We start from the raw sequence: 21,129 nt of genomic DNA, 5'->3' as shown, positions 1-21,129 counted from the left end.
TCAGGCCTGCGCTGCTGCGGCCTTGATCGCGGAGATGTCGAAGTTGAGCTTGACCTTGTCACTGACCATCACGCCGCCGGTCTCCAGCGCCGCGTTCCAGGTCAGGCCCCAGTCGGAGCGCAGGATGTCCGCACTGCCCTCGAAGCCGACGCGCTCGTTGCCGTAGACGTCGGTGGCGGAGCCGTTGAACTCCAGGTCGATGGCGAGGGGACGCGTGACGTCCTTGATGGTGAGGTCGCCGGTGATGCGGTAGTTGTCGCCGCCGAGCTGTTCGGCGTGTGTGGAGCGGAAGGTCATGAGGGGGAACTTCTCGGCGTCGAAGAAGTCGCCGCTGACCAGGTGGCCGTCGCGGTCGGCGATGCCGGTGTCGATGCTGGCGATCTTGACGTCGATGGAGGCGGCGGAGTTCGCGGGGTTGTGACCGTCGAGCTTCAGGCTGCCCTCGTGCTCGCCGAAGGAGCCGCGCACATTGGTGACCATGGCGTGACGCACGGTGAATCCGATGCTGGTGTGCGCCGGGTCGATCGTGTACTCGCCGGTGAGGGCGGCCAGGGCCGGGTCCACGGCGGGGGCGGTGGCGACCGCGGTGGCGGACGGGGCGTTGTTGTTCTTGCGGTTGAACAGAGCCATGGCTCCTCCTCGGGGGACGTGATCGAGCGGCGGTCGAAGTTGTTGTTTAACCTTCAACGAGAATGACTCTAGCGGCATCTAGTTCAAAGTTCAACATCAGTGGTGCGGATTGTTGCAGGGGCGATTCGCCTGCCGTCATCCGCGCCCTTTGTCCTCTGGCGGACGCGCGTAGAACTCGGGCACTATCTCCCTGCCCCTTATTTGTCATGAGCAGGAGGAGTCCCCCATGGTGTCCCGTATGACACTGCGCCCTGTCCTGACCGCCCTCGCCCTCGTCCTCGGCGTCCTCTTCGCCCCCGGCGTCGGCGTTCTCGGCAGCGGTGCCACCCAGGCCCACGCCGTAACGAAGCTCACCCACGCCCAGGCCACCGCCCGGTTCAGCTCCTCCGGAATCACCTGGTCGTCCTCCGGCGGCTGCTCCAACCGCAACGTGGCCACCTGCACTTCGTTCGACCAGCTCAACCTGGCCACCGCCCAGGGTGCCCAGACCCTCAAGAGCGCCACGGGATGCGCGCTGAACATCACCGGTGGTACCGAGACCGGGCACGCCGGTGGCACGTACTCGCACTGGAACGGGTACAAGCTCGACTTCGGCAAGTCCACCTGCCTCACCAACTACGTGCACAACGTCTTCACCTACATAGGCGTGCGCGGTGACGGCGCCCCCCAGTACAAGGCGGGTTCCGGCAACATCTACGCCGACGAGGGCAACCACTGGGACGTGACGTACTACAACTGCGGCGGCTGCTGATCTCCGTACCGCGAGCGTCAGTTCGTGCGGGTGCCCTGTTCACCGGACGGGCACCCGCACGGGTGCGTGATCGCCTTGGCGGCAAGCCGACGGCGCATACCTCCCGGTCCGGGAAATGAGCCGGAAGCCGCTCTTTGGGAAGATGCCTCGCCGCCGGACACCGCGACATCGAGGAGGGCGAGATCATGGGTGGCCGCAGCGCTCCGACCGAACGGGCAAGGTGACTGCAGCTCGTGGGCCAACGGCCATGGTCACGCAGGGATGGTGGGAAAGTGACGCACAGCAGGGTTCACGCGTACTACCGCGAACAGCACGCAGACGAGCCGTCGGTAGTCCGGACTCCTCAGGATGTCGATGCGCTGATCGACGCCCTCGCCACGGGCCTCGAATTCGCGAACCTGGCTGTTCTGCACAGTGCGGAGCGTGAGTCTCTGCCGTCAGGATTTCCGGATCACGAGTTCATGGTTGGCGCCGACGGGGAGCGGCAGGTGGGAGTTCTGAGCTTCATGGACGAGAAGAACTATGTCTCGTTGGGCTCTTCGGGGAGCAACGGATCGACGGTTGTTTACCATGTGGCAGGGAATCCGACTGAGTTTCCCGCCACCGCAGAAGTCCCGCTTGCTCTGGTGCGACAGGCCACAAAGGAATTCCTCTCCTCCGGTGGGCGACGTCCGATGTGTGTCCAATGGCAGGAGCCAGAAGTTTGGTAATCGCCCTTCTTGTTCCTGCGTTTGGTGAAGAGAGGCTGCGCAATGGTCTGGCCTCCGGCCCTCACCTGTTGAACAGGCCGCCCGAAGCCTGAGCGGTGCCCTGGGGGCGAGCCGTGCCCTGCGGATCAGATCAGAGGGAAAGGCGTGGCCAAACCGCGATGCCGTGCCCGACGACCAGTGGGGGCCCATCTGGTCCGTCATGGGCCTGGGTGGTGAGGCCGTCCGTGATCCGCTGCACCGCGCCGTCCGGGAGTCGCGCCATGGTGTGCGTCTCGTCGCCGGTCAGGGTCAGGTCGATCGGCAGTGCGGTGACCAGAAGGTGAACTCGCAGAAGGACCAGGTGTGGCCGTAGCTGGCGTCGGTGGATGTCGCGAACGCCGGCTCGACCAGCGCGGGGCCGGGGTTGAGATAGAACGTGAGCGTGTCGTCGCGGACGAAGTAGACGCGGGCGCCGTACATCTGGGGGAGGGTGAGCACCACCGGTCCGCCGCCCGCCGCGTTCAGCGGGATGGCGCAGTCGACGGGCAGCGGGGTCTGCGGTGCGGCGGGGGAGTCGGGGCGGTAGACGCTGCCGTCGGCCCGCAGCAGCACCCAGCGGTCGGTGCCCTGCTCGTGGCCGGTGACATAGGCGTTGACCCTGCCCGGCAACGAGCGGTTCTCCAAGGCCAGTTCACAGGTTGCGGGGGCGGCGGACTCGCTCGGGCTCAGGGCGCTGCCCCAGACCGGGTAGGTGAGGGCGGTCGCGGTGGCGGCGGCGCCCATCAGTAACAGTCTGCGCGAAATCACGAGAGGACTCCCGGGGTGTGTGCGGGCCACGGACGGGGCGATCGTGCGGGGGTGAAGGCGGCGGGGCGTCCGCGGTGCGCTCCACTCTCGTGAGGGTCGCATCAGGCGTCGAGACTTATGACTGAGAGCGCTTTCAAGAATCTGAATCCTTCACAACTCGCATCTGTGGAAGCGATGTTGGAGATCAGTTCCGAACCCGCCCGAGACCTGCGAGCATCTGGGAGGTGTCCATTGCATGCCGGGCCTACGGGGGAGTGACCAGCGGATGAGAGAGCTGTTGCCTGCGGACCCCCGGGAGGTCGGTCCGTACCGGTTGCTCGCGCGGTTGGGCGCCGGAGGAATGGGTGAGGTGTTCCTCGGGCGTTCTCCCGGAGGGCGGACCGTCGCGGTGAAGGTGGTGCGGCAGGAACTCGCGGAGGACGTGCAGTTCCGGCTGCGTTTTAAGCGGGAGGTGGAGGCCGCCCGGCGCGTCGGCGGTTTCTACACCGCGCAGGTGGTGGACGCGGACACCGAGGCCGTGCCGCCGTGGCTGGTCACGTCCTACATCCCCGGCCCGTCCCTGCGGGAGGCGGTCGTCGAATGCGGACCCTTCTCCAGCGAGGCGCTCGCGGCACTCGGGGCGGGCCTCGCCGAAGGGCTGAAGGCCATCCACGAGTGCGGAGTGGTACACCGTGACCTCAAGCCCGGAAACGTGATCCTCGCCGACGACGGTCCCCGTGTCATCGACTTCGGCATTGCACGGGCCCTCGACGCCACCTCCCAGCTCACCCGGACCGGCGCGATCGGCACCCCCGCCTACATGTCGCCCGAGCAGATCCGGGGCCAGGAGGCCGGGCCGGCGAGCGACGTCTTCTGTCTCGCCGCCGTACTGGCCTACGCCGCCACCGGCAAGGGGCCTTTCGGGGACGGCCCCACCGAAGCCGTGATCTACCGCGTCGTTCACGACGAGCCCGACCTGTCACGTATCCCGGCGGACCTCGCCCCGCTGGTCGCGGCGGGGCTCGCCAAGGCGCCCGACGAACGGCCTGGCATCACCGAATTCCTCGGCCGGTGCGCCGCACTCGCCGGACCGGACGGGCTCCGGCTCCCGGACGGTGTCACCGAGCTGATCAAGGAGCGGACGGCGCGGACCAAGGCGCTGACCGCTCGGTCGGTCCCGCCCCCGCCGATGCGCCTGCCGATGTCCCCAGAGGAGCCCCCGGCCCCGGTCCGGATCGTCCAGCAGGTCCGGGCGACCGGGCAGAAGACCGCGCTGGGGTACACACCCGTGGCCCTGCCCTGGCTTCCGGGGAAGACGGCCGGAGCGCGGAGAGCGAGGATCGTCCGCTGGCACAAGCAGGTGGGTGACGACGTCGCCGTGGACGAGCCGCTGATCGATGTCTCGTCGGTCCGGGGCGACACCGTGATCACCTCGCCGGCCAACGGCACACTCCTGGCCGTCTACCGCAACAACGGCACGTCGGCCCGTATCGGTTCCGTCGTCGCAGGGATCGGCACCCCGGGAGCGAAGGTGCCGCGCGTACGCCGGATACGTACTGATCGGCTCGCTCTGCTGGGCCTCGGCTGCGCTCTCGCCGTGACCCTCGTCGTCGGGCTGGTCGGCGCGCAGAGCTCGCTCTTCATGGGGGGCATCGACGCGGCGCGCGAAGGGGACTGCGTCGCCCAGGAGTACCCCGAGGGCAACAGGAACGCGGACTGGTTCACGCAGCCGTGCGTCTTCATGGAGCTGCGCGCGTTCCTGAGCGACAGCAGTGAAGACAAGTACTACTCGAAGGTGCTGTACCGCGACCCGCCCGTGAAGTGCTCCGAGTCCGCGAAGGGGTGGTCCGAGAGTGATGACCACGAGGCGGAGGTCGGAGACATGGTCCTGTGCCTGGAGCCGCTCTGAAGGGCGGGGCGGCGTTGGTGTGTCTCAGACCGTGGCTTCGAGGAAGGCGGTCCAAGCGGCGGGGGGAACGGTGAGGACGGGGCCGTCGGTGACCTTGGAGTCGCGGATGTGCACGGCGGCGGGGTGAGTGGCTACCTCGACGCAGTCGCCGCCCTGGCTGCCGCTGTAGCTGGACTTGCGCCAGTCGTAGGCGACTTCGAGGCAGTCGCCGCCCTGGTCGCTGCTGTAGCTGGACTTGAACCAGGCGAGGGCGGTGATACGTGCGTGGGTCATGTCTCTCCAAGCAGGTCGTCCAGTAGGCGTGCGCTCGCCTCGACGGAAAGCGCCTGCGAACGCAGCATCCCATATTTCTGCTGGAGCACACTGACGTCATCTGGATCCTCGTGCAGGTAGCTGGTCAGCTGCCCCTCCACGTAGACGAGGTGGTCGTGATCGGGGGTCTCCAGCAGCACCATCGGCCCCGCCAGTCCGGCATGCTTCGGGAGTTTCATCGGCATGATCTGGAGCCCCAGGAACGGGAGTTCCATGCACTGGCGCAGATGTCGGATCTGCTCCCGCAGCACGGCCGGGTCGCCGATCTGGCTGCGCAGAATGCTCTCCTCCAGCAGGAAGTGAAGCATGGGGCGGGGTTTACGGCTGAGCAGCTTCTGTCGATCGAGTCGGTCTGCCACCCACTCCTCCTGCTCGTCCACCTCCAGGGGCGGGTAGAGGCAGGAGAAGACGAACCGGATGTATTCCTCGGTCTGGAGCAGGCCCGGTACTACCTGGTTCTGGTACGAGAGCAGCGTCACCGCTTCCTGCTCGTAGTCCACGAAGTCCTGTACGAACGCCGAGAATCGCTCCTTCTGCGGCACCTTCGACACCGCGACCTGCAACGCCCCCTTTGTGTCCAGCAGTTCGTCCAGCAGGACCGCGAAGTCCCACTGCAGCGCTCTACGGCCCTGCTCGATCGACGCGATCGTGTCCTCGCCCACGGAGCACCGCTCGGCCAGGGCCGCCTGCGTCATTCGGGCCGCCTTGCGGAACATCGCCAGCTGGGCGCCGATCAGGTGCCATGACGTGATCCGCTTGCTCTTCTTCTTTGCCGGTTGCATGAACTGCCTCTCCCCGTCACGAACCCCGGATGACCCGTCAGACGTCGTACATCTCCGTTGTACGACCCGACGCGCTGCCCAACGGTAGTGACTTTGTGTGACGTTGGAAGCGTGAACGAGACAACTCAACTCCCCTACTTCCGCGAGGTGTTCCATCGCCGGGAACGCCGATCCGTCCCGCTCGTACGGCAGTTCGTGCGCGAGACTCTCGTCGACTGGGCGTGCGAGGCCCGCGCCGACGATGTGTTGCTCTGTGTGAGCGAACTCGTCACCAACGCCGTGCTGCACGGCGTCCCGCCCGGTCGTGGTTTCCGGCTCCACCTCTACATGGAGCCGGCCGACGGCACCCTGCGCGTCGAAGTTCACGACAGCGGTGACGGGGAGGTCCGGCCCGCCGATTCCTGGGCGGACTCCGGCGAAGAAGGGGGTCGTGGGCTGCTGCTGGTGGCGGCACTCGCCGACAAGTGGGGGGTGGGGGAGCGGAACCCCGGCAAGGTGGTGTGGTGCGAGTTCGAGGTGTCGGCGGGGGTGGGGCGCGGCATGTCGACGAGATAGCCCCGGGGGGCGAGATAGTAGATCGGCGGGGTCTACCGGTTCCGGCCGCGCGTGGGCTATCCCTGGAACGGCGGCCCTCGACGGGGTCGCATCCCGTGGAAGTGGAAGGAGCCCTGCCATGGCCGACTGGTACGTGGACGACCGCTGCACCAACTGCGACGTTGCCCGACAGTTCGCACCCGAGCTGATCGGAGAGGAAGAAGGGACGTCGCGGATCCTGCGGCAGCCGAGCGACGAGGCGGAGACCCGGCGCTTACACGCCGCCGTCTTCGCCTGCCACACCCGCTCGATCCGCCCGGCTTCCGGGCAGCCGGACCCGGCGCTCGACCCGTTCCCGATGGCGCTGGACGACGGCGTGCTGGTCTGCGGGCACAACTCCCGGCAGACCGCCGGCGCCAACTCCTATCTGCTGCGGCGCCCGTCCGGCACGGTCATGATGATCGACACCCCGCGCTGGAGCCCCGCACTGGCCGAGCGGTACGTGGCGGCCACGGGGCCCGTCACCGATGTGCTGCTCACCCACCGCGACCATGTCGCGCACGGGCGCCGTTACGCCGACCACTTCGGTGCCCGGCTGTGGATCCACGAAGGGGACCTCGACGCGGCGCCGGACGCGGACCAGGTGATCCGGGGGCTCGACCCGGTGGAGATCGGCGAGGGTGTCACCGCCCATCCGCTGCCCGGCCACACCCGGGGCAGCGTGCTCTACCTCGCGGACGACCGGTACTGCTTCAGCGGCGACAGCTTCTACTGGTCGCGTACGACAGGTGATCTCGAAGTCGCGGAGAGCGTGACCTGGTACTCCGTCGAGGAGTTGGCCGCCTCCCTGGCGCGGACGGCGGGGCATCTGCGGTTCGAGTGGGTGCTGCCCGGCCACGGTGACCGGCAGCGCCGGGACGCCGAGGAGATGTCCCGGCGGCTGCACGCCCTTACGGAACGTACGGCGCTTCTGCGGCCTCAGCCGATCGACTTCACGGCCGTCCGCTGGTGACGTATCGCGGATACCCATCGACAGAGCGCCTGCCGGTCGGCGTCGAGCCGGTCCGGCAGGCGCTCGGCCGGTGAGGCGAAACCGTGGTCAGCCCATCGCCATGACGACCGGCTTCTCCGCGGCCATCAGCATGTACGGGGCCTCCGGATCGGCGTTCACCCTTCCGACCCACCGGTTGTAGAACGCGGTACCGGATTTCGCGGTCGAGCCTGAGTTGACCTCGAACAAGGCGAATGCCCAGACGTTCGAGCAGATCAGAACGAACTCCTGAGCAGTGACACCACGAAGGGCGGCAGCGGCCGCTTTGGACCAGCGTCGATCGTTCTCGGCGAGGTTCTCGCCGATGAAAGCCCGGAGATCATCACGTGACGTCTGGTTGCGCTTGAAGACGTGACGGGTGAACTGCCCTTGCACGCGCTGTGAGTTGAAGGGGTAAGGGACCCACATCCAGCTCCACCCCGGCCCGGTCCCGTTCCACTCGGCTTCCGCATCCGGATAGTCGTGGTTGGAGATCACGGATTGGAAAGAATTACCCGGAGCGTCCAGCTTGAGCATGCTGCCCCCTGATGTCATCCGTCGGTGAGCCGCGGCAGCGGACGTGCACCGCCCCCACCGCGTGCTCGTCATTCGGTAGCAGGCTACGTGGAGGGCTTCCGGGTGAGGGCCGGCTTCGGGGAACTTTTCCACTGTTCCTGCACACGCCCGTGGTCGAAGGAGCAATCCCGGCCTGCTCAAGGCCTGTTCACCACTGTCCGCCCCGATCCGGCCCGCCTCGCGCGCGGGTCCGGTAGGCGCGTGGTGTGGTGCCCGTCAGCCGGGCGAAGTGGTGGCGCAGGCTGGCCGGAGAGGTGAAGCCGCACCGGGCCGCCACCCGCTCCACGCCCTCGTCGGTGTCCTCCAGCAGTTCGCGGGCCCGCTCCAGTCTCCGCCGCAGCAGGTACTGGGGCGGGGTGGCGCCGGTCTGGGCCTGGAAGCGACGGTTGAGGCTGCTGAGACTGATCCCCGCGTGCGCGGCCATGTCCGCCGGGGTCAGGGGGAGGTGCAGGCGGGCCTCAAGCCAGCGCAGCGTCGGTTCGATGCCCGCGCTCTCGGTGAGTTCACGGTCGATGGTCTCCTGGACGCGGTCGCCGTGCGACAGGAGCGGGGTGAGGAGTTCCCGGGAGGTCTCACCGGCCACCCGCTCGCCGTGGTCCTGGGCCAGCAGACGCAGGCAGACGTCCAGGCCGCCGAAGATCCCGGCCGAGGTGAGGAACCGGCCGTCCGTCACGACCGTGCCGACCGGATCGACCTCGATACGGGGGTGGCGGCGGGCCAGCTCCTCGGTGTGGCGCCAGCCGGTCGTGGCGCGGCGGGCGTCGAGGAGTCCGGTGGCCGCGAGGGTGAAGACCCCCGTGCCGATCGCGCCGATGCGGCAGCCGCGTGCGGCCGCGGCCCGCAGCGCCGCGAGCACCTCGGGCGCGGGCTCGTCGCGGGGGCCGTCGGCGTCCTGGCCGGGGATCAGGACGACGTCCGCGTCGGCGAGGCCGTCGAGCCCCCACGGGACGGAGATCCGGAGCGGGGCGGGTGCGCCCGTGGCGGTGAGGCCGGGGGCGGCGCAGAGCCGTACCTCGTAGTCGGCGCCGGGGTGGCCGGTCGTCGCCGTCCCGAAGACCAGCCCGGGGGTGGTCAGCTGGTGTCCGGGGAGCCTGTCGGGCACAAGAACGGCGATCACGGACATATTCAGAATCTATCCGAGAGTAGGGGCGGGGAGGGGAGGGGAGGGGAGGGGGACGGGGGAGCTGCGGTGGTCAGGGTGTACTCGGACGTACCCGGGTGGGCCGCGGACGGTCCGCCCGCCCGGGTACGTGTCGCGTCAGCGGTGCGCGTGGATGGTCTTGTCGATCCACTTGGAGTACGCGGGAACGTTGGTGTACATGCCGGGGCCGGTGCCGCAGGTCGGGTCGGTGTCGCCGTCGCCCGACGTGGCGCCGACCAGTTCCCAGCGTCCGTCCCGGCCGCGCTGTATCTGCGGGCCGCCGGAGTCGCCGAAGCAGGCCATGGCGCCCGGCGTCTTGCTGATCGTGCAGATCCGGGTCTTGTCGGCGCGGCCGGGCGAGCACTCGTTCACGGCGCCGATGCGGGTGTCCAGCTGCTTGAGCTTGTCCGGGAACACCGCGTCGGGGAGGTTGTGGGTGTCCAGGACGGTGCCGAAGCCGAGCAGGCGCGTCGGGGTGCCGGGAGCGCCCACCTTCTTGGCGATGCGGATGGGCTGCTCCGAGACCGGGCGGTCCAGCTCGACGAGCGCGATGTCGTTCGTGCTGGGCTCGGACTCGACGTCGTAGGCGGGATGGACGACGGTCCGCTTGATGTGGCGCACGGTGCCGCCGGACTCGCGGTCGTTGGAGCCGATGCGGACGATGCCGTCCAGCGCCTTCGGGTTGACGCAGTGCGCCGCCGTCACCAGCCAGCGCGAGTTGATCAGTGACGCGCCGCACTGGGCGTGCACGTCGCCGGCCCACTGCGGAAGCGTGGCCATGAACGGGTAACGCTGCGTGGCCTCCTGCCCGTTGACGATGGCGTTGGCGCTGCCGGACATCGCCGTGACGCAGGCCGTCGCGGCCAGGGCGACGGCGGCGAACCGTCCCGCACGGCGGGAGCGGGACTTACGGGACCGGGATGGAGCGGCGGACGGCGAGCTGCGTGTGAACACGGGTGATTCCTTCGTTCCGATGCGCGTCGTGCGCGTGGTGGATGTGCGGGCCGACTGCCGGGCGTTGTCTCGCTTCCGGTGCCGCGCAACATCCATCCTGCGTACCGGGCCCGTCCGGAAAAAGCGGTCCTGATGTCACCCTCGGCTAAATTCTGGACATGCCAGTGATCGCCGTCCTCGTGCTCGACGGGGTGCCGGGCCATGAACTCACCGGGCCCGGAATGTGCTTCGGCACAGCCGCCCGGCACCACCCGCATGTCGCGTACGAGCTGCGGTACTGCACCGCTCCCGGCTTTCGCGGGACCGGCTCCCCGGCGCCCTTCGCCATCGACACGCCCTGGGGCCTGGACGGGCTGGCGGACGCCGACACCGTACTGCTGCCCGGTCACGCCGGTTTCCGCGACGAGCCGGAACCCGGGGTCGCCGACGCCCTGCGGGCCGCCGCGCACCGGGGAGCCCGCATCGGCGCGTTCGGTACCGGGACGTTCACCCTCGCCGCCACCGGGCTTCTCGACGGACGCCGGGCGGCCACCGGGCGACAGTACGCGGCGGAGCTGGCCCGGCGCCATCCCCTGATCGATGTCGATCCGGAGGGGGCCGTCGTGGACGCGGACCCGTTCCACAGCGCGGCCGGAGTGCTCGGCGGCCTCGATCTCTGCCTCCACCTGATCACCCTGGACCAGGGCGCACCGGTCGCCATCGAGACGGAGCGGCAGGTCTTCATGCAGCTCCACGCACCCGCCGACCCCCACGCCGCCGCCGACGCCGAGGAGGCCCCTGCCGCCGCGCCCCGGCACCGGGCCGGCCCGCACTCCCTCGGGCCCACCACCCGGTGGATGGAGGCCCACCTCGACCACCCGCTGACGCTGAGCGACATCGCCGACCACGCGGGGCTCACCGTGCGCGGCCTGAACCGGCGCTTCCGGGCCGAGACCGGGCTCTCCCCGCTCCAGTACCTGCTGCGCGCCCGCGTCCAGGCGGCGCAGCGGCTGCTGGAGCGCGGGGACGAGCCGGTGGAGCGCATCGCCGCACGCACCGGCTTCGGCACACCCGCCAACCTGCGCCACCACTTCCAGCACCACACGGGCACCGGTCCCCGTATCTACCGCACCGCCTTCCGCTCGATGGTGGCTGCCCTGACCTGGGCGGACGGCAAGAACGCCGAAGCGGCGGAGCCCGCTGCGTCCGGCGGCGCCGACGACCCCGGTGCCGAGAGACGCCGCCGCTGACGGCGTCGCCGCGTAACCCGAGGCACCCGCGCCGGACAACCGGGGCGCCGAATTGCGGACACGTACCGTCCACTTGGACTTACGCAAAGCGGTTGTTGGACTGGAGGGCCCCCAGGGGCCGCACGTCGTTGACGCTGTCCAGTCACGGGGACTACTCAGAGCACATGTCGCGAAGATTCACTTCGGCGGGCGCTGTCGCCGCCGCCTCAGCCGCCGTCCTGGCGCTGGTGGGGACCGCGCTCCCCGCCACAGCCGCCGCCCCCTCACCTGCCGCGGTCGAGTCGGCCGTACCCGCGGACGCCACCGTCATCCGGTCCGCGCAGCTCTCGGTCGCCGTCGCCGACGACTTCCCGCGCGTCCTGGCGTACACCGACAAGGCGAGCGGCGATCAGCTGCTCGGCAGTACGCAGCCGGTCACCGCCGTCACTCTCAACGGCACCGCACACCCCGTGAAGCTCAAGGGAGCACCCGAGGTCACCGCCTCGACCGCTCGTTACACGCTGACCTTCTCCGATCTGCCCGGCATCGAGATCGACGCCTCGCTCTCCGTCTCCGGCCGCGCCACCACCTTCAAGGTCACGGCCGTCCGCGACACCGAGGCGTTCCGCGTCGGCACCATCGACATCCCCGGCCACGACCTGGTCTCCGTCGGCTCCACGGACACCGGTGGCGCCACCGCCTTCACCCGGCTGGACAACGACTCGACGAAGACCGCCGACGTCTTCTCGAAGGTCACCGCGGACACCGCCGCCGACAAGGCGCCGGTCGGTGCCTCGTACGCCATCGTCAACACCGGTTCGCTCGCCGCGGCCGTGGAGTCCAACTCCTCGTACGACAAGCCGTCCGGCGCCACCGGCGGCGACGACGCCCGGTTCTGGCACCAGGCCCGCAAGGCCGACGACGGCAGCGTCCGGGTCGGCGTCTGGTCCGGGCAGTGGACCTACCGCGGCGACGGCGCGTCGCAGCCGGAGAGCGGGGACAACCTCCCCTGGGCGAAGGTCGTCGTCACTCCCGACGCCAACGGCGACAAGTCGGTCGACTGGCAGGACGGAGCCGTCGCGTTCCGCTCGATCGGCATCACGGCGCCCGGCAGCAAGGACACCCCGGACCGGGTCATCACCCACATCCCGTTCAACTTCGCCAGCCAGGCCACCCACCCCTTCCTGCGCACCCTGGACGACGTCAAGCGGATCTCGCTCGCCACCGACGGCCTCGGGCAGATGGCGCTCCTCAAGGGATACGCCTCCGAGGGCCACGACTCCGCCCACCCCGACTACGGCGGCAACTACAACAAGCGCGCCGGCGGGCTGAAGGATCTCAACGAGCTCCTCAAGGACGGCAAGAAGTGGGGCGCCACCTTCGGCGTCCACGTCAACGCCACCGAGGCGTACCCGGATGCCAAGGCCTTCGACGAGAAGCTCGTCGACAAGACCAAGCCGGGCTGGAACTGGCTGGGCCAGAGCTACTACATCGACCAGCGCCGCGACATCAACAGCGGTGACCTGGCCAAGCGCTTCCAGCAGCTGCGCGACGAGACCGACCCGAACCTCAGCCTGCTCTACATCGACGTCTACTACACGCACGGCTGGATCGCGGACAAGACCCTCCGGTCCGTGCAGAAGCAGGGCTGGAACGTCGCCACCGAATGGGCCGACAAATTCGAGCGCGGCTCGCTCTGGTCGCACTGGGCCAATGACCTCGACTACGGCGGCGCCACCAACAAGGGCCTCAACTCGAAGATCATCCGGTTCATCCGCAACGACGAGAAGGACGTCTGGAACAACGATCCGGTCCTCGGCCAGACCGCCATCGAGGAGTTCGAGGGCTGGACCAACGAGACCGACTGGAACGCCTTCTACGACAACATCTGGCAGCGCGACCTGCCCGCCAAGTACCTCCAGCAGCAGAAGATCACCCGCTGGGACGGCAACGACATCACCTTCACCGGCGATGTCCGGGGCACGGTCGAGGACAGCAAGCGGACCTTCTACGACCACGGCCGCAAGGTTCTGAGCGGCACCGACTACCTGCTGCCGTGGGACGGCGGCAAGAAGCTGTACCACTACAGCAGGTCCGGCGGTACGAGCAGTTGGGCGGTGCCGTCCAAGGGCGCGTACACCGTCTACGAGCTCACGGACAACGGCCGGGTCAAGGCCGGCACGGTCAAGCCCGTCGACGGGAAGATCACGCTGACGGCAAAAGCCGGTCAGCCGTACGTCCTCTACCCGGACCGCGCGCCGGAGGCCGCCGACCCCAAGTGGGGCGAGGGCACCCCGGTCGACGATCCGGGCTTCAACGACAACGGGCTCAGCGCCTGGTCGAAGACCGGAACCGTCGCCCGTGACACCGACGGCCAGGGCCGCAACAGCGCCGAGCTCTCCGGCACCGGCACGGCGGCACTCTCGCAGAGCATCCACGGCCTCACGCCCGGCAAGCGCTACACCGCGTCCGCGCTCATCGAGGTCCAGCCCGGAAAGACCCGGCACACGACACTCTCGATCGGCGGGAAGTCCGTCGCCGTGGACCGCTCCACCGCCGAGGACTACGTCGCCGCGTCCGACTGGCACGGTACGTACTTCCAACGGGCGAAGGTGAACTTCACCGCCCCCGCGAACGGCCGCGCCACGCTCCGTATCGAAGCGGCCGACGGCAGCGCGGCGAGCGTCCGGGCCGATGACGTACGGATCGTCGCGAGCGCCCCGGCGACCAGGAAGAACACCGTCGTGCACGAGGACTTCGAGGACGTCGACCAGGGCTGGGGCCCCTTCCTCAAGGGCGACGCGGGCGGCTCCACCGACCCCCGGACCGTCATCTCCCAGCTGCACACCCCCTACACCCAGGCCGGCTGGAACGGAAAGCTCGTCGACGACGTCATCGGCGGCAAGGAGTCCCTCAAGGCCCACGAGGAGAACACCGGCCTCGTCTACCGCACCGCCCCCTGGACCGTGCCGATGGCCGACGGCCACCGCTACAAGGTCGAGTACGACTACCAGTCCAGTCACGCCGGCGCCTATGAATGGGTCGACGGCTACGACCGGATCACCGCAGAAGGAAACCCCGACTCGATCGAGACCCGGACCACCTCCATCGGACAGCAGCGCACCACCGGCCACTTCAGCGAGACCGTCACCGCGGGCTGCGGCGACACCTGGACCGGACTGCGCAAGCGCGGCGACGCACCCGACGGCGCCGACTTCGTCCTCGACGCGTTCACCGTGACCGACCTCGGCCCGGCCCCCGCCTCCGAGCAGGCCGCCTGCGGCACGCTCACCGTCGACCCGGCCGCCGAGACCCTGGAGCCGGGCACGGCCAACACCGTCAAGGCGAGCTTCACCAACTACGAGGCCACCGCGGCGACCGGTGTCGCGCTGAGCCTGACCGTCCCCGAGGGCTGGAAGGCGGAGCCCGCGGGCGCCGTCACCTTCGACTCGGTCGCGGCAGGCGCCAAGGTCACCGGCAGCTGGCAGGTCACCCCGCCGGTGGACGCCAAGTACCAGACGTACAGCCTGAGTTCCGAGACGGCGTACACGGCCGGCGGCGCACGGCGCACACTCGGCGCGCAGACCTCCGTACGGACCCTGCCGCCGCCGCCCACCACGGACAGCTGGGCCAGCGACCTCGACTGGACTGCCTCCGAGAACGGCTGGGGGCCCGTCGAGCGGGACCTTTCCAACGGAGAGCAGGGCAGTGGCGACGGCACCCCGCTGAAGATCGGCGGCACCGCCTACACCAAGGGCCTCGGCAGCCACGCCCCGGCGAAGATCCGCTACTACCTGGGCGGCCGGTGCACCTCCTTCACCGCCCAGGTCGGCGTGGACGACGCACAGACCTCGCGAGGCAGCGTGCAGTTCAGCGTCACGGCCGACGGCACCGAGAAGGTGAAGTCTCCGGTCCTGAAGGCCGCCGACAACGCCTGGTCGCTCACGGCGGACACCACCGGCGCCAAGTACGTCGAACTGGTCGTCGGCGACGGCGGGGACGGCAACGGCAACGACCACGCGGACTGGGGTGACGCACGCTTCCATTGCGGTAGTTGAGAGCGCAGGATGCGGGACGGGTGCCCATGGTGGCACCCGTCCCGCACCTGCATGCGATGGCCTTCCCCCCCCGACGAACCGGAGCCGTACATGCCGAACCCGCCCGTATGGTCACGCCGTACCCTGCTGGCCCTCTCGACCGCCACCGCCCTGGCGGTCTCCCTCCCCGGTTCCGCGACGGCCGCGGCGGCCGCCGAGGCCGACGAGTTTGACACCCTCCGTCTGCGCTGGACCGGGATCGCGCTCGGCGCCGGCTTCGACGCGACCGCCGAACCGTACGCCTCCCGCCTCGCCGAAACCGGCACGCTCGCCCGGGGGTTCCGCTCCACGATGAGCCCGGCCGCCGACTCGCTGTGGCCCGGCATCACGTACAACCCGCCGTCCGGCATCACCCAGGGATACAGCCGCCTGTGGACGATGACCCAGGCCTACGCCCAGCCCGGCACCGGATCGACCGGCGACGCCGCCCTGCTCGCCGACATCATCCGCGGCTACGACCACCTCGCCCGGACGGCCTACCACTCCTCCGTCACCCCGTACGGCAACTGGTGGGAGTGGCAGATCGGCAGCCCGCGCATCCTCATGGACATCACGTCCGTCCTGTACGAGCACCTGGGCGCGGCCCGCGTCGAGGCCGCCTGCGCCGCCGTCGACCACTTCATCCCCGACGCCGTGCTCCGTGACTACAGCGGCACCTCCACCGGCGCCAACCGCGTCGACCTGTGCCGCTCCGTCGCCCTGCGCGGCGTCCTCGGTAGGGCGCCCGCGAAGGTCGCACTGGCCAGGGACGCGCTGTCACCCGTCTTCCCGTACGTCACCGGGGGAGACGGCCTGTACGCGGACGGGTCGTTCATCCAGCACACCACCGTCGCCTACTCCGGCACCTACGGCCAGGTCATGCTCGACGGCCTCGGCCGCCTCTTCGCACTGCTCGCCGGATCGACCTGGGCCGTCACCGATCCCAACCGGCAGATCATCCTGGACAGCGTCGAGCGCGCGTACGCGCCGCTGATCTACAACGGCCTGGTCATGGACAGCGTCAACGGCCGTGCCATCAGCCGCGGTTACCTGAAGAGCGACGAGCTTCGGGTGATGCGCGGCGACCACTTCCACGGGCAGGGCATCATCGCCGGGATCGCCCTGCTCGCCGAGGGTGCCTCGGCGGCCGAGCGCGACCGGTGGCACGGCATGATCAAGGGCTGGATCGCCCGCGACCGGACCAGCCCGATCCTCACCGCCCGCCAGTTCGGCATCGCGGACCTGGCCCGGCTGCACGCGGTCCAGGCCGCCGCCGTGCCGGCCGCGCCCGAGCGGGTGGGCCACCACCTCTTCGCCGAGATGGCTCGCGCCGTGCACCGCCGCCCGGACTGGGCCGCGGGCATCTCCATGGCCTCGGAGCGGATCTCGCACTACGAGTGCGGCAACGGCGAGAATCCGCGCGGCTGGCACACCGGCGCCGGGATGCTCTACTGGTGGCCGGGCGGGAAGGAGAACGACCAGTACACCGACTGGTTCTGGCCGACCGTCGACTTCTACCGCCTGCCCGGAACGACCGTGTCCACCAAACGGCTCGCCGACAAGGCGGGTGGCGAATGGGGTGCCCCGAAACCCGCGGTGAAGTGGGTCGGCGGCGCCACGGACGGCGAATTCGGCGCGGTGGGCCAGCACCTCAAGGGCCTCGGCTCGACCCTGGACGCCCGCAAGTCATGGTTCTGCGTCGCCGACACGGTCATCTGCCTCGGCGCCGGAATCACCAGCACCGACAAGGTCCCCGTCGAGACGATCGTCGACAACCGCATGCTCGGCGAGGACGGCACGGCCCCCCTCACCGTCGACGACCGCACCGGCCCCCGCTGGGCCCACCTCGCGGGTCACGGCGGCTGGGTCTTCCCCGACGGCGCCGACCTGCGCACCCTGCGCGAGGACCGCACCGGCGCCTGGTCCGACATCAACACCACCAGCTCCACCGAGCGCCGGACCCGCCGCTACCAGACCCTCTGGCTCGACCACGGCACCGACCCGGTCGACGCCGAGTACGCCTACCTGCTGATGCCCGGCGCCTCCCGCAGAACCGTCGCCGCCCGGGCGGCCGACCGGCACTGGCTGACCGTGCACGCCAACACCGCCGCCGCACAGGCGGTCGCCGTCCGCTCGCTGGGGGTGACCGCCGCCAATTTCTGGCAGCCGGGTGCGGCCGGTCCGCTCTCCGTCACGGCCGCGGCGAGCGTGCTCGTACGGGAGGGGCGGCGTTCCACGACCGTGTGCGTCAGCGGGCCCGACCGGACCGGTGCGCCGGTGGACGTGGTCTGGGAGCGGCCGGTACGGGAGGTCGTCTCGGCGGACCCGGGGATCGAGGTGCGTGCCACCGGCCGACGGCTGGTGCTGAGGGTCGAGCCGGGAACGGAGGGAGGCACACTGCGGTGCGAGGTCCGGTAGACGCCGGGGCTCAGGAGGAGTGAGGAGCGGGGACGCGGGGCCGGGGTATTCTCGCGGAACCCCGCCGTGCGTCCCGCTCCGGTGACCGGCGCGGGAGCGGGACGGGACCGGCCGGATGCCGTCCGCGAGGGCCCGGACCCCCCGACCGGACCACACTCCGAGGCTGACATGAGTGTGCGGCAGACCACAGTCACCCTTTGTCGGACCCACACAAAGACGGACCCATAAGGGCTGGTACTTCGCCTGCATGTCCCCAAGGTTCTGTCAGGCTCCACCAGGAAACCGGTCAGGAGACTGTACGGAGTCGACGGCAGGATTTACTTGCCCGGCTTCGTAGGGTCGGTACATGACCGTTGTGGACGAAACCCCGGGCGAGCCGAGTGACACCCGTGGCCGTGTGGCCGAACTGCTGGCGCTGCGCGAGCAGGCCCGGCGCGGACCGAGTGACCGGGCGACCGAGGCGCAGCACGCCAAGGGCAAGCTGACGGCGCGTGAGCGAATCGAGCTGCTGGTCGACCCGGGTTCGTTCAAGGAGGTCGAGCAGCTTCGCCGGCACCGGGCGACCGGCTTCGGCCTGGAGCAGAAGAAGCCGTACACCGACGGTGTCATCACCGGCTGGGGCACGGTCGACGGCCGCACGGTCTTCGTCTACGCGCACGACTTCCGGATCTTCGGCGGTGCGCTGGGCGAGGCCCATGCCACCAAGATCCACAAGATCATGGACATGGCCATCTCGGCCGGTGCCCCGCTGGTCTCGCTGAACGACGGCGCGGGCGCCCGTATCCAGGAGGGCGTCAGCGCGCTCGCCGGATACGGCGGGATCTTCCAGCGCAACACCCGGGCCTCCGGTGTCATCCCGCAGATCAGCGTGATGCTCGGCCCGTGCGCGGGTGGCGCGGCCTACTCCCCGGCGCTCACCGACTTCGTGTTCATGGTCCGCGAGACCTCCCAGATGTTCATCACCGGACCGGACGTCGTGAAGGCGGTCACCGGTGAGGAGATCAGCCAGAACGGCCTCGGCGGCGCCGATGTGCACGCCGAGACCTCGGGCGTCGCGCACTTCGCGTACGACGACGAGGAGACCTGCATCGCCGAGGTCCGCTACCTGATCGGGATGCTGCCGTCCAACAACCGGGAGAACCCGCCCACCGTGGCGAGCGACGACCCGGCCGACCGGCGCGGTGACGTCCTGCTCGACCTGGTGCCGGCCGACGGCAACCGCCCGTACGACATGCACAAGGTCATCGAGGAGCTCGTCGACGACGGCGACTACCTGGAGATCCACGAGCGCTGGGCCCGCAACATCATCTGCGCCCTGGCCCGTCTGGACGGCCAGGTCGTCGGCATCGTCGCCAACCAGCCGCAGTCCCTCGCCGGTGTCCTGGACATCGAGGCGTCGGAGAAGGCGGCCCGGTTCGTCCAGATGTGTGATGCATTCAACATTCCCATCATCACTCTTTTGGACGTACCCGGCTTTCTGCCCGGGGTGGATCAGGAGCACGGTGGAATCATTCGGCACGGTGCGAAGCTGCTCTACGCGTACTGCAACGCCACTGTGCCGAGGATCTCGCTGATCCTGCGCAAGGCCTACGGCGGTGCGTACATCGTGATGGACAGCCAGTCCATCGGTGCGGATCTGACCTACGCCTGGCCGACCAACGAGATCGCGGTGATGGGCGCCGAAGGTGCCGCCAACGTCATCTTCCGTCGGCAGATCGCCGACGCCGAGGACCCGGAGGCCATGCGGACCCGCATGGTCAAGGAGTACAAGGCCGAACTGATGCACCCGTACTACGCCGCCGAGCGCGGCCTGGTCGACGACGTCATCGACCCGGCCGAGACCCGCGAGGTGCTGATCGCCTCGCTCGCCATGCTCCGCTCCAAGCACGCCGACCTGCCGTCCCGCAAGCACGGCAACCCCCCGCAGTAGTCCGCAGCGTCGCAGCCACCCTGCCGAGACCGCGAAGACCTGCCGAGAAGACGGAGAAACCACCCATGAGCACTGCCGCCGAGTCCGTGCTGCGTGTCGAGAAGGGTCTTGCCGACCCCGAGGAGCTGGCCGCCATAACCGCGGTCCTGCTCGCCCGCGCCGCCGCCCAGCCCGCAGCGACCCCCGCCCACCGTGGCCGCAGCACCGCCGGATGGCGCCGCCTGGAGCGCACCCCGGGCTTCCGCGCCCCGCACTCCTGGCAGGGCTGACAGACGCTCTCATGCGTGAGGCCCCGCACTCCTCCGGGAGTGCGGGGCCTCACGCATTGCGCGACTTTCGGCCACGCTCTGTCCTCGAACGCCGGACAGGCTCGAAAATCGAGCCTGTCCGGCGTTCGAGGACAGGACGGCTGCCGGACGACCCGGCGAACCGCTACCGCAACCGAGCCATCAGCGCATGCTCCACCAGCGTGATCAGAGCACTCTTCGCATCCGCACGGTGCCGCGCGTCCGTCGTGAGAATCGGGGTGTCGGGTCCGATCTGGAGCGCTTCGCGGACCTCGTCGGGGGTGTAGGGCTGGTGTCCGTCGAAGCCGTTGAGGGCGATGACGAAGGGGAGTCCGCTGTTCTCGAAGTAGTCGACGGCGGGGAAGCAGTCGGCGAGGCGGCGGGTGTCGACGAGGACGACGGCGCCGATGGCGCCGCGGACCAGGTCGTCCCACATGAACCAGAAGCGGTCCTGTCCCGGCGTACCGAAGAGGTACAGGATCAGGTCCTGGTCCAGGGTGATGCGGCCGAAGTCCATGGCGACGGTCGTCGTCGTCTTGCCGCCGGTGTGCGTCAGATCGTCGATGCCCGCGGAGGCGGACGTCATCACGGCTTCCGTACGCAACGGGTTGATCTCCGAAACGGCACCGACGAACGTGGTCTTACCCACGCCGAAGCCCCCCGCCACCACGATCTTCGCGGAGGTGGTGGCGCGGGCCGCACCGCCGCTAGAGCTTGCGAAGTCCACTGAGCACCCTTTCGAGCAGCGTCACATCCGGCGCGCCGCCGGCCTCTCCATTGCCCGGCTGGTGGATGGCCACCATGCCGGCTTCCGCCAGGTCCGCGACAAGAATCCGGGCCACACCGAGCGGCATCGACAGCAGCGCCGAGACCTCGGCCACCGACTTGACCTCACGGCAGAGGTGGCAGATCCGCTGGTGCTCGGGGAGCAGCGTCCCCAGGTGCGCGGGGTCGGCCGTGGTGGAGACCAGCGCCTCGATCGCGAGTTGGTAGCGCGGTCGGGTCCGGCCGCCGGTCATGGCATACGGACGGACCAGCGGCTGGTCGCCTTCACTGTCGTACGACGCGTGGTGCAGTGCGCCGTACGGATCGGGTGAGGCGGGTGGCGGGGTCATG

At 69.5% G+C, this 21,129-nt stretch carries 18 protein-coding genes and 1 pseudogene; 10 read left to right on the top strand and 9 right to left on the bottom strand.

The features are described from left to right. Window positions 1-630 (bottom strand): YceI family protein, encoded by a 630-nt coding sequence (locus IEZ15_RS22535; RefSeq protein WP_189279097.1) that lies wholly within the window; start codon window positions 628-630, stop codon window positions 1-3. 226 nt (window positions 631-856) lie between these two features. Between IEZ15_RS22535 and IEZ15_RS22530 the strand changes: the two genes are divergently transcribed. Both IEZ15_RS22530 and IEZ15_RS22525 read left to right on the top strand, forming a co-directional pair. After that, window positions 857-1,381, top strand: a complete 525-nt coding sequence (locus IEZ15_RS22530) for a hypothetical protein (protein ID WP_114246845.1) — start codon at window positions 857-859, stop codon at window positions 1,379-1,381. A 272-nt stretch (window positions 1,382-1,653) separates the two neighbouring features. Then, window positions 1,654-2,091, top strand: coding sequence for an Imm1 family immunity protein (locus IEZ15_RS22525; RefSeq protein ID WP_189279096.1), 438 nt, complete (start codon window positions 1,654-1,656; stop codon window positions 2,089-2,091). A 178-nt stretch (window positions 2,092-2,269) separates the two neighbouring features. Here the strand turns inward: IEZ15_RS22525 and IEZ15_RS22520 are convergent. Further along, window positions 2,270-2,853 (bottom strand): annotated as a pseudogene (locus IEZ15_RS22520) (beta-1,3-glucanase family protein); the annotation flags it as partial. A gap of 289 nt (window positions 2,854-3,142) precedes the next feature. Here IEZ15_RS22520 and IEZ15_RS22515 point away from each other — a divergent pair. Beyond that, a complete protein-coding gene (locus IEZ15_RS22515; protein WP_189279095.1) occupies window positions 3,143-4,765 on the top strand; it encodes a serine/threonine-protein kinase in 1,623 nt (540 codons plus the stop codon). Between the two features lie 24 nt (window positions 4,766-4,789). Here the strand turns inward: IEZ15_RS22515 and IEZ15_RS22510 are convergent, their stop codons facing one another. Beyond that, window positions 4,790-5,038 carry a DUF397 domain-containing protein gene (locus IEZ15_RS22510; RefSeq protein ID WP_189279094.1) on the bottom strand — a complete coding sequence of 83 codons (249 nt, stop codon included), beginning with the start codon at window positions 5,036-5,038 and terminating at the stop codon, window positions 4,790-4,792. After that, the gene (locus tag IEZ15_RS22505; protein WP_189279093.1) at window positions 5,035-5,859 is read right to left on the bottom strand and encodes a helix-turn-helix domain-containing protein; all 825 of its coding nucleotides are present in this window, start codon (window positions 5,857-5,859) and stop codon (window positions 5,035-5,037) included. Before IEZ15_RS22505 ends, IEZ15_RS22510 begins: the two co-directional genes overlap by 4 nt. 111 nt (window positions 5,860-5,970) lie before the next feature. On the opposite strand from IEZ15_RS22505, the gene IEZ15_RS22500 reads away from it, so the two are divergent. After that, the gene (locus IEZ15_RS22500) at window positions 5,971-6,414 is read left to right on the top strand and encodes an ATP-binding protein (RefSeq protein WP_189279092.1); all 444 of its coding nucleotides are present in this window, start codon (window positions 5,971-5,973) and stop codon (window positions 6,412-6,414) included. Window positions 6,415-6,532: 118 nt separating this feature from the next. Further along, window positions 6,533-7,405: an MBL fold metallo-hydrolase gene (locus IEZ15_RS22495; RefSeq protein ID WP_189279091.1), complete on the top strand. Its 873-nt coding sequence runs from the start codon at window positions 6,533-6,535 to the stop codon at window positions 7,403-7,405. A gap of 87 nt (window positions 7,406-7,492) precedes the next feature. Here IEZ15_RS22495 and IEZ15_RS22490 read toward each other — a convergent pair whose 3' ends face one another. From IEZ15_RS22490 to IEZ15_RS22480, 3 genes are all read right to left on the bottom strand, one after another. Further along, the gene (locus IEZ15_RS22490) at window positions 7,493-7,960 is read right to left on the bottom strand and encodes a hypothetical protein (RefSeq protein WP_189279090.1); all 468 of its coding nucleotides are present in this window, start codon (window positions 7,958-7,960) and stop codon (window positions 7,493-7,495) included. A gap of 187 nt (window positions 7,961-8,147) precedes the next feature. Then, window positions 8,148-9,122, bottom strand: a complete 975-nt coding sequence (locus tag IEZ15_RS22485; protein WP_229846044.1) for a GlxA family transcriptional regulator — start codon at window positions 9,120-9,122, stop codon at window positions 8,148-8,150. 135 nt (window positions 9,123-9,257) lie between these two features. After that, the gene (locus IEZ15_RS22480; protein ID WP_229846043.1) at window positions 9,258-10,094 is read right to left on the bottom strand and encodes a S1 family peptidase; all 837 of its coding nucleotides are present in this window, start codon (window positions 10,092-10,094) and stop codon (window positions 9,258-9,260) included. A gap of 158 nt (window positions 10,095-10,252) precedes the next feature. On the opposite strand from IEZ15_RS22480, the gene IEZ15_RS22475 reads away from it, so the two are divergent. The 5 genes from IEZ15_RS22475 to IEZ15_RS22455 all read left to right on the top strand — a co-directional run bounded on the left by IEZ15_RS22475 (window position 10,253) and on the right by IEZ15_RS22455 (window position 19,995). Further along, complete coding sequence (locus tag IEZ15_RS22475; RefSeq protein ID WP_229846042.1) at window positions 10,253-11,323, top strand: GlxA family transcriptional regulator; 1,071 nt, start codon at window positions 10,253-10,255, stop codon at window positions 11,321-11,323. A gap of 164 nt (window positions 11,324-11,487) precedes the next feature. Beyond that, window positions 11,488-15,360, top strand: a complete 3,873-nt coding sequence (locus IEZ15_RS22470; protein ID WP_189279089.1) for an endo-alpha-N-acetylgalactosaminidase family protein — start codon at window positions 11,488-11,490, stop codon at window positions 15,358-15,360. Between the two features lie 90 nt (window positions 15,361-15,450). Next, entirely contained in the window at window positions 15,451-17,796 is a 2,346-nt protein-coding gene (locus IEZ15_RS22465) for a polysaccharide lyase 8 family protein (protein WP_189279088.1), read from the top strand. A gap of 346 nt (window positions 17,797-18,142) precedes the next feature. After that, window positions 18,143-19,726: an acyl-CoA carboxylase subunit beta gene (locus IEZ15_RS22460; protein ID WP_114246860.1), complete on the top strand. Its 1,584-nt coding sequence runs from the start codon at window positions 18,143-18,145 to the stop codon at window positions 19,724-19,726. 65 nt (window positions 19,727-19,791) lie between these two features. Beyond that, complete coding sequence (locus IEZ15_RS22455) at window positions 19,792-19,995, top strand: acyl-CoA carboxylase subunit epsilon (protein ID WP_093897832.1); 204 nt, start codon at window positions 19,792-19,794, stop codon at window positions 19,993-19,995. Window positions 19,996-20,158: 163 nt separating this feature from the next. Here IEZ15_RS22455 and IEZ15_RS22450 read toward each other — a convergent pair whose 3' ends face one another. After that, window positions 20,159-20,740, bottom strand: a complete 582-nt coding sequence (locus tag IEZ15_RS22450) for a GTP-binding protein (protein WP_189279087.1) — start codon at window positions 20,738-20,740, stop codon at window positions 20,159-20,161. Beyond that, window positions 20,721-21,128, bottom strand: coding sequence for a DUF742 domain-containing protein (locus IEZ15_RS22445; protein WP_114246864.1), 408 nt, complete (start codon window positions 21,126-21,128; stop codon window positions 20,721-20,723). The genes IEZ15_RS22450 and IEZ15_RS22445 overlap by 20 nt, the downstream gene beginning before the upstream one ends. Window position 21,129 lies beyond the last annotated feature (1 nt).

It is taken from the genome of Streptomyces atratus (assembly GCF_014648655.1).
GTDB classification, from domain to species: domain Bacteria; phylum Actinomycetota; class Actinomycetes; order Streptomycetales; family Streptomycetaceae; genus Streptomyces; species Streptomyces atratus.
This window is presented reverse-complemented; position numbering and strand designations above follow the sequence as displayed.

Bases quoted from the DNA above. Each gene is read 5' to 3' on its own strand.
- IEZ15_RS22445 (WP_114246864.1), bottom strand. From the start codon at position 21,128: ATGACCCCGCCACCCGCCTCACCCGATCCGTACGGCGCACTGCACCAC.
- IEZ15_RS22515 (WP_189279095.1), top strand. From the start codon at position 3,143: ATGAGAGAGCTGTTGCCTGCGGACCCCCGGGAGGTCGGTCCGTACCGG.
- IEZ15_RS22510 (WP_189279094.1), bottom strand. From the start codon at position 5,038: ATGACCCACGCACGTATCACCGCCCTCGCCTGGTTCAAGTCCAGCTAC.
- IEZ15_RS22460 (WP_114246860.1), top strand. From the start codon at position 18,143: ATGACCGTTGTGGACGAAACCCCGGGCGAGCCGAGTGACACCCGTGGC.
- IEZ15_RS22455 (WP_093897832.1), top strand. From the start codon at position 19,792: ATGAGCACTGCCGCCGAGTCCGTGCTGCGTGTCGAGAAGGGTCTTGCC.
- IEZ15_RS22470 (WP_189279089.1), top strand. From the start codon at position 11,488: ATGTCGCGAAGATTCACTTCGGCGGGCGCTGTCGCCGCCGCCTCAGCC.
- IEZ15_RS22535 (WP_189279097.1), bottom strand. From the start codon at position 630: ATGGCTCTGTTCAACCGCAAGAACAACAACGCCCCGTCCGCCACCGCG.
- IEZ15_RS22530 (WP_114246845.1), top strand. From the start codon at position 857: ATGGTGTCCCGTATGACACTGCGCCCTGTCCTGACCGCCCTCGCCCTC.
- IEZ15_RS22475 (WP_229846042.1), top strand. From the start codon at position 10,253: ATGCCAGTGATCGCCGTCCTCGTGCTCGACGGGGTGCCGGGCCATGAA.
- IEZ15_RS22505 (WP_189279093.1), bottom strand. From the start codon at position 5,859: ATGCAACCGGCAAAGAAGAAGAGCAAGCGGATCACGTCATGGCACCTG.
- IEZ15_RS22490 (WP_189279090.1), bottom strand. From the start codon at position 7,960: ATGCTCAAGCTGGACGCTCCGGGTAATTCTTTCCAATCCGTGATCTCC.
- IEZ15_RS22495 (WP_189279091.1), top strand. From the start codon at position 6,533: ATGGCCGACTGGTACGTGGACGACCGCTGCACCAACTGCGACGTTGCC.
- IEZ15_RS22465 (WP_189279088.1), top strand. From the start codon at position 15,451: ATGCCGAACCCGCCCGTATGGTCACGCCGTACCCTGCTGGCCCTCTCG.
- IEZ15_RS22485 (WP_229846044.1), bottom strand. From the start codon at position 9,122: ATGTCCGTGATCGCCGTTCTTGTGCCCGACAGGCTCCCCGGACACCAG.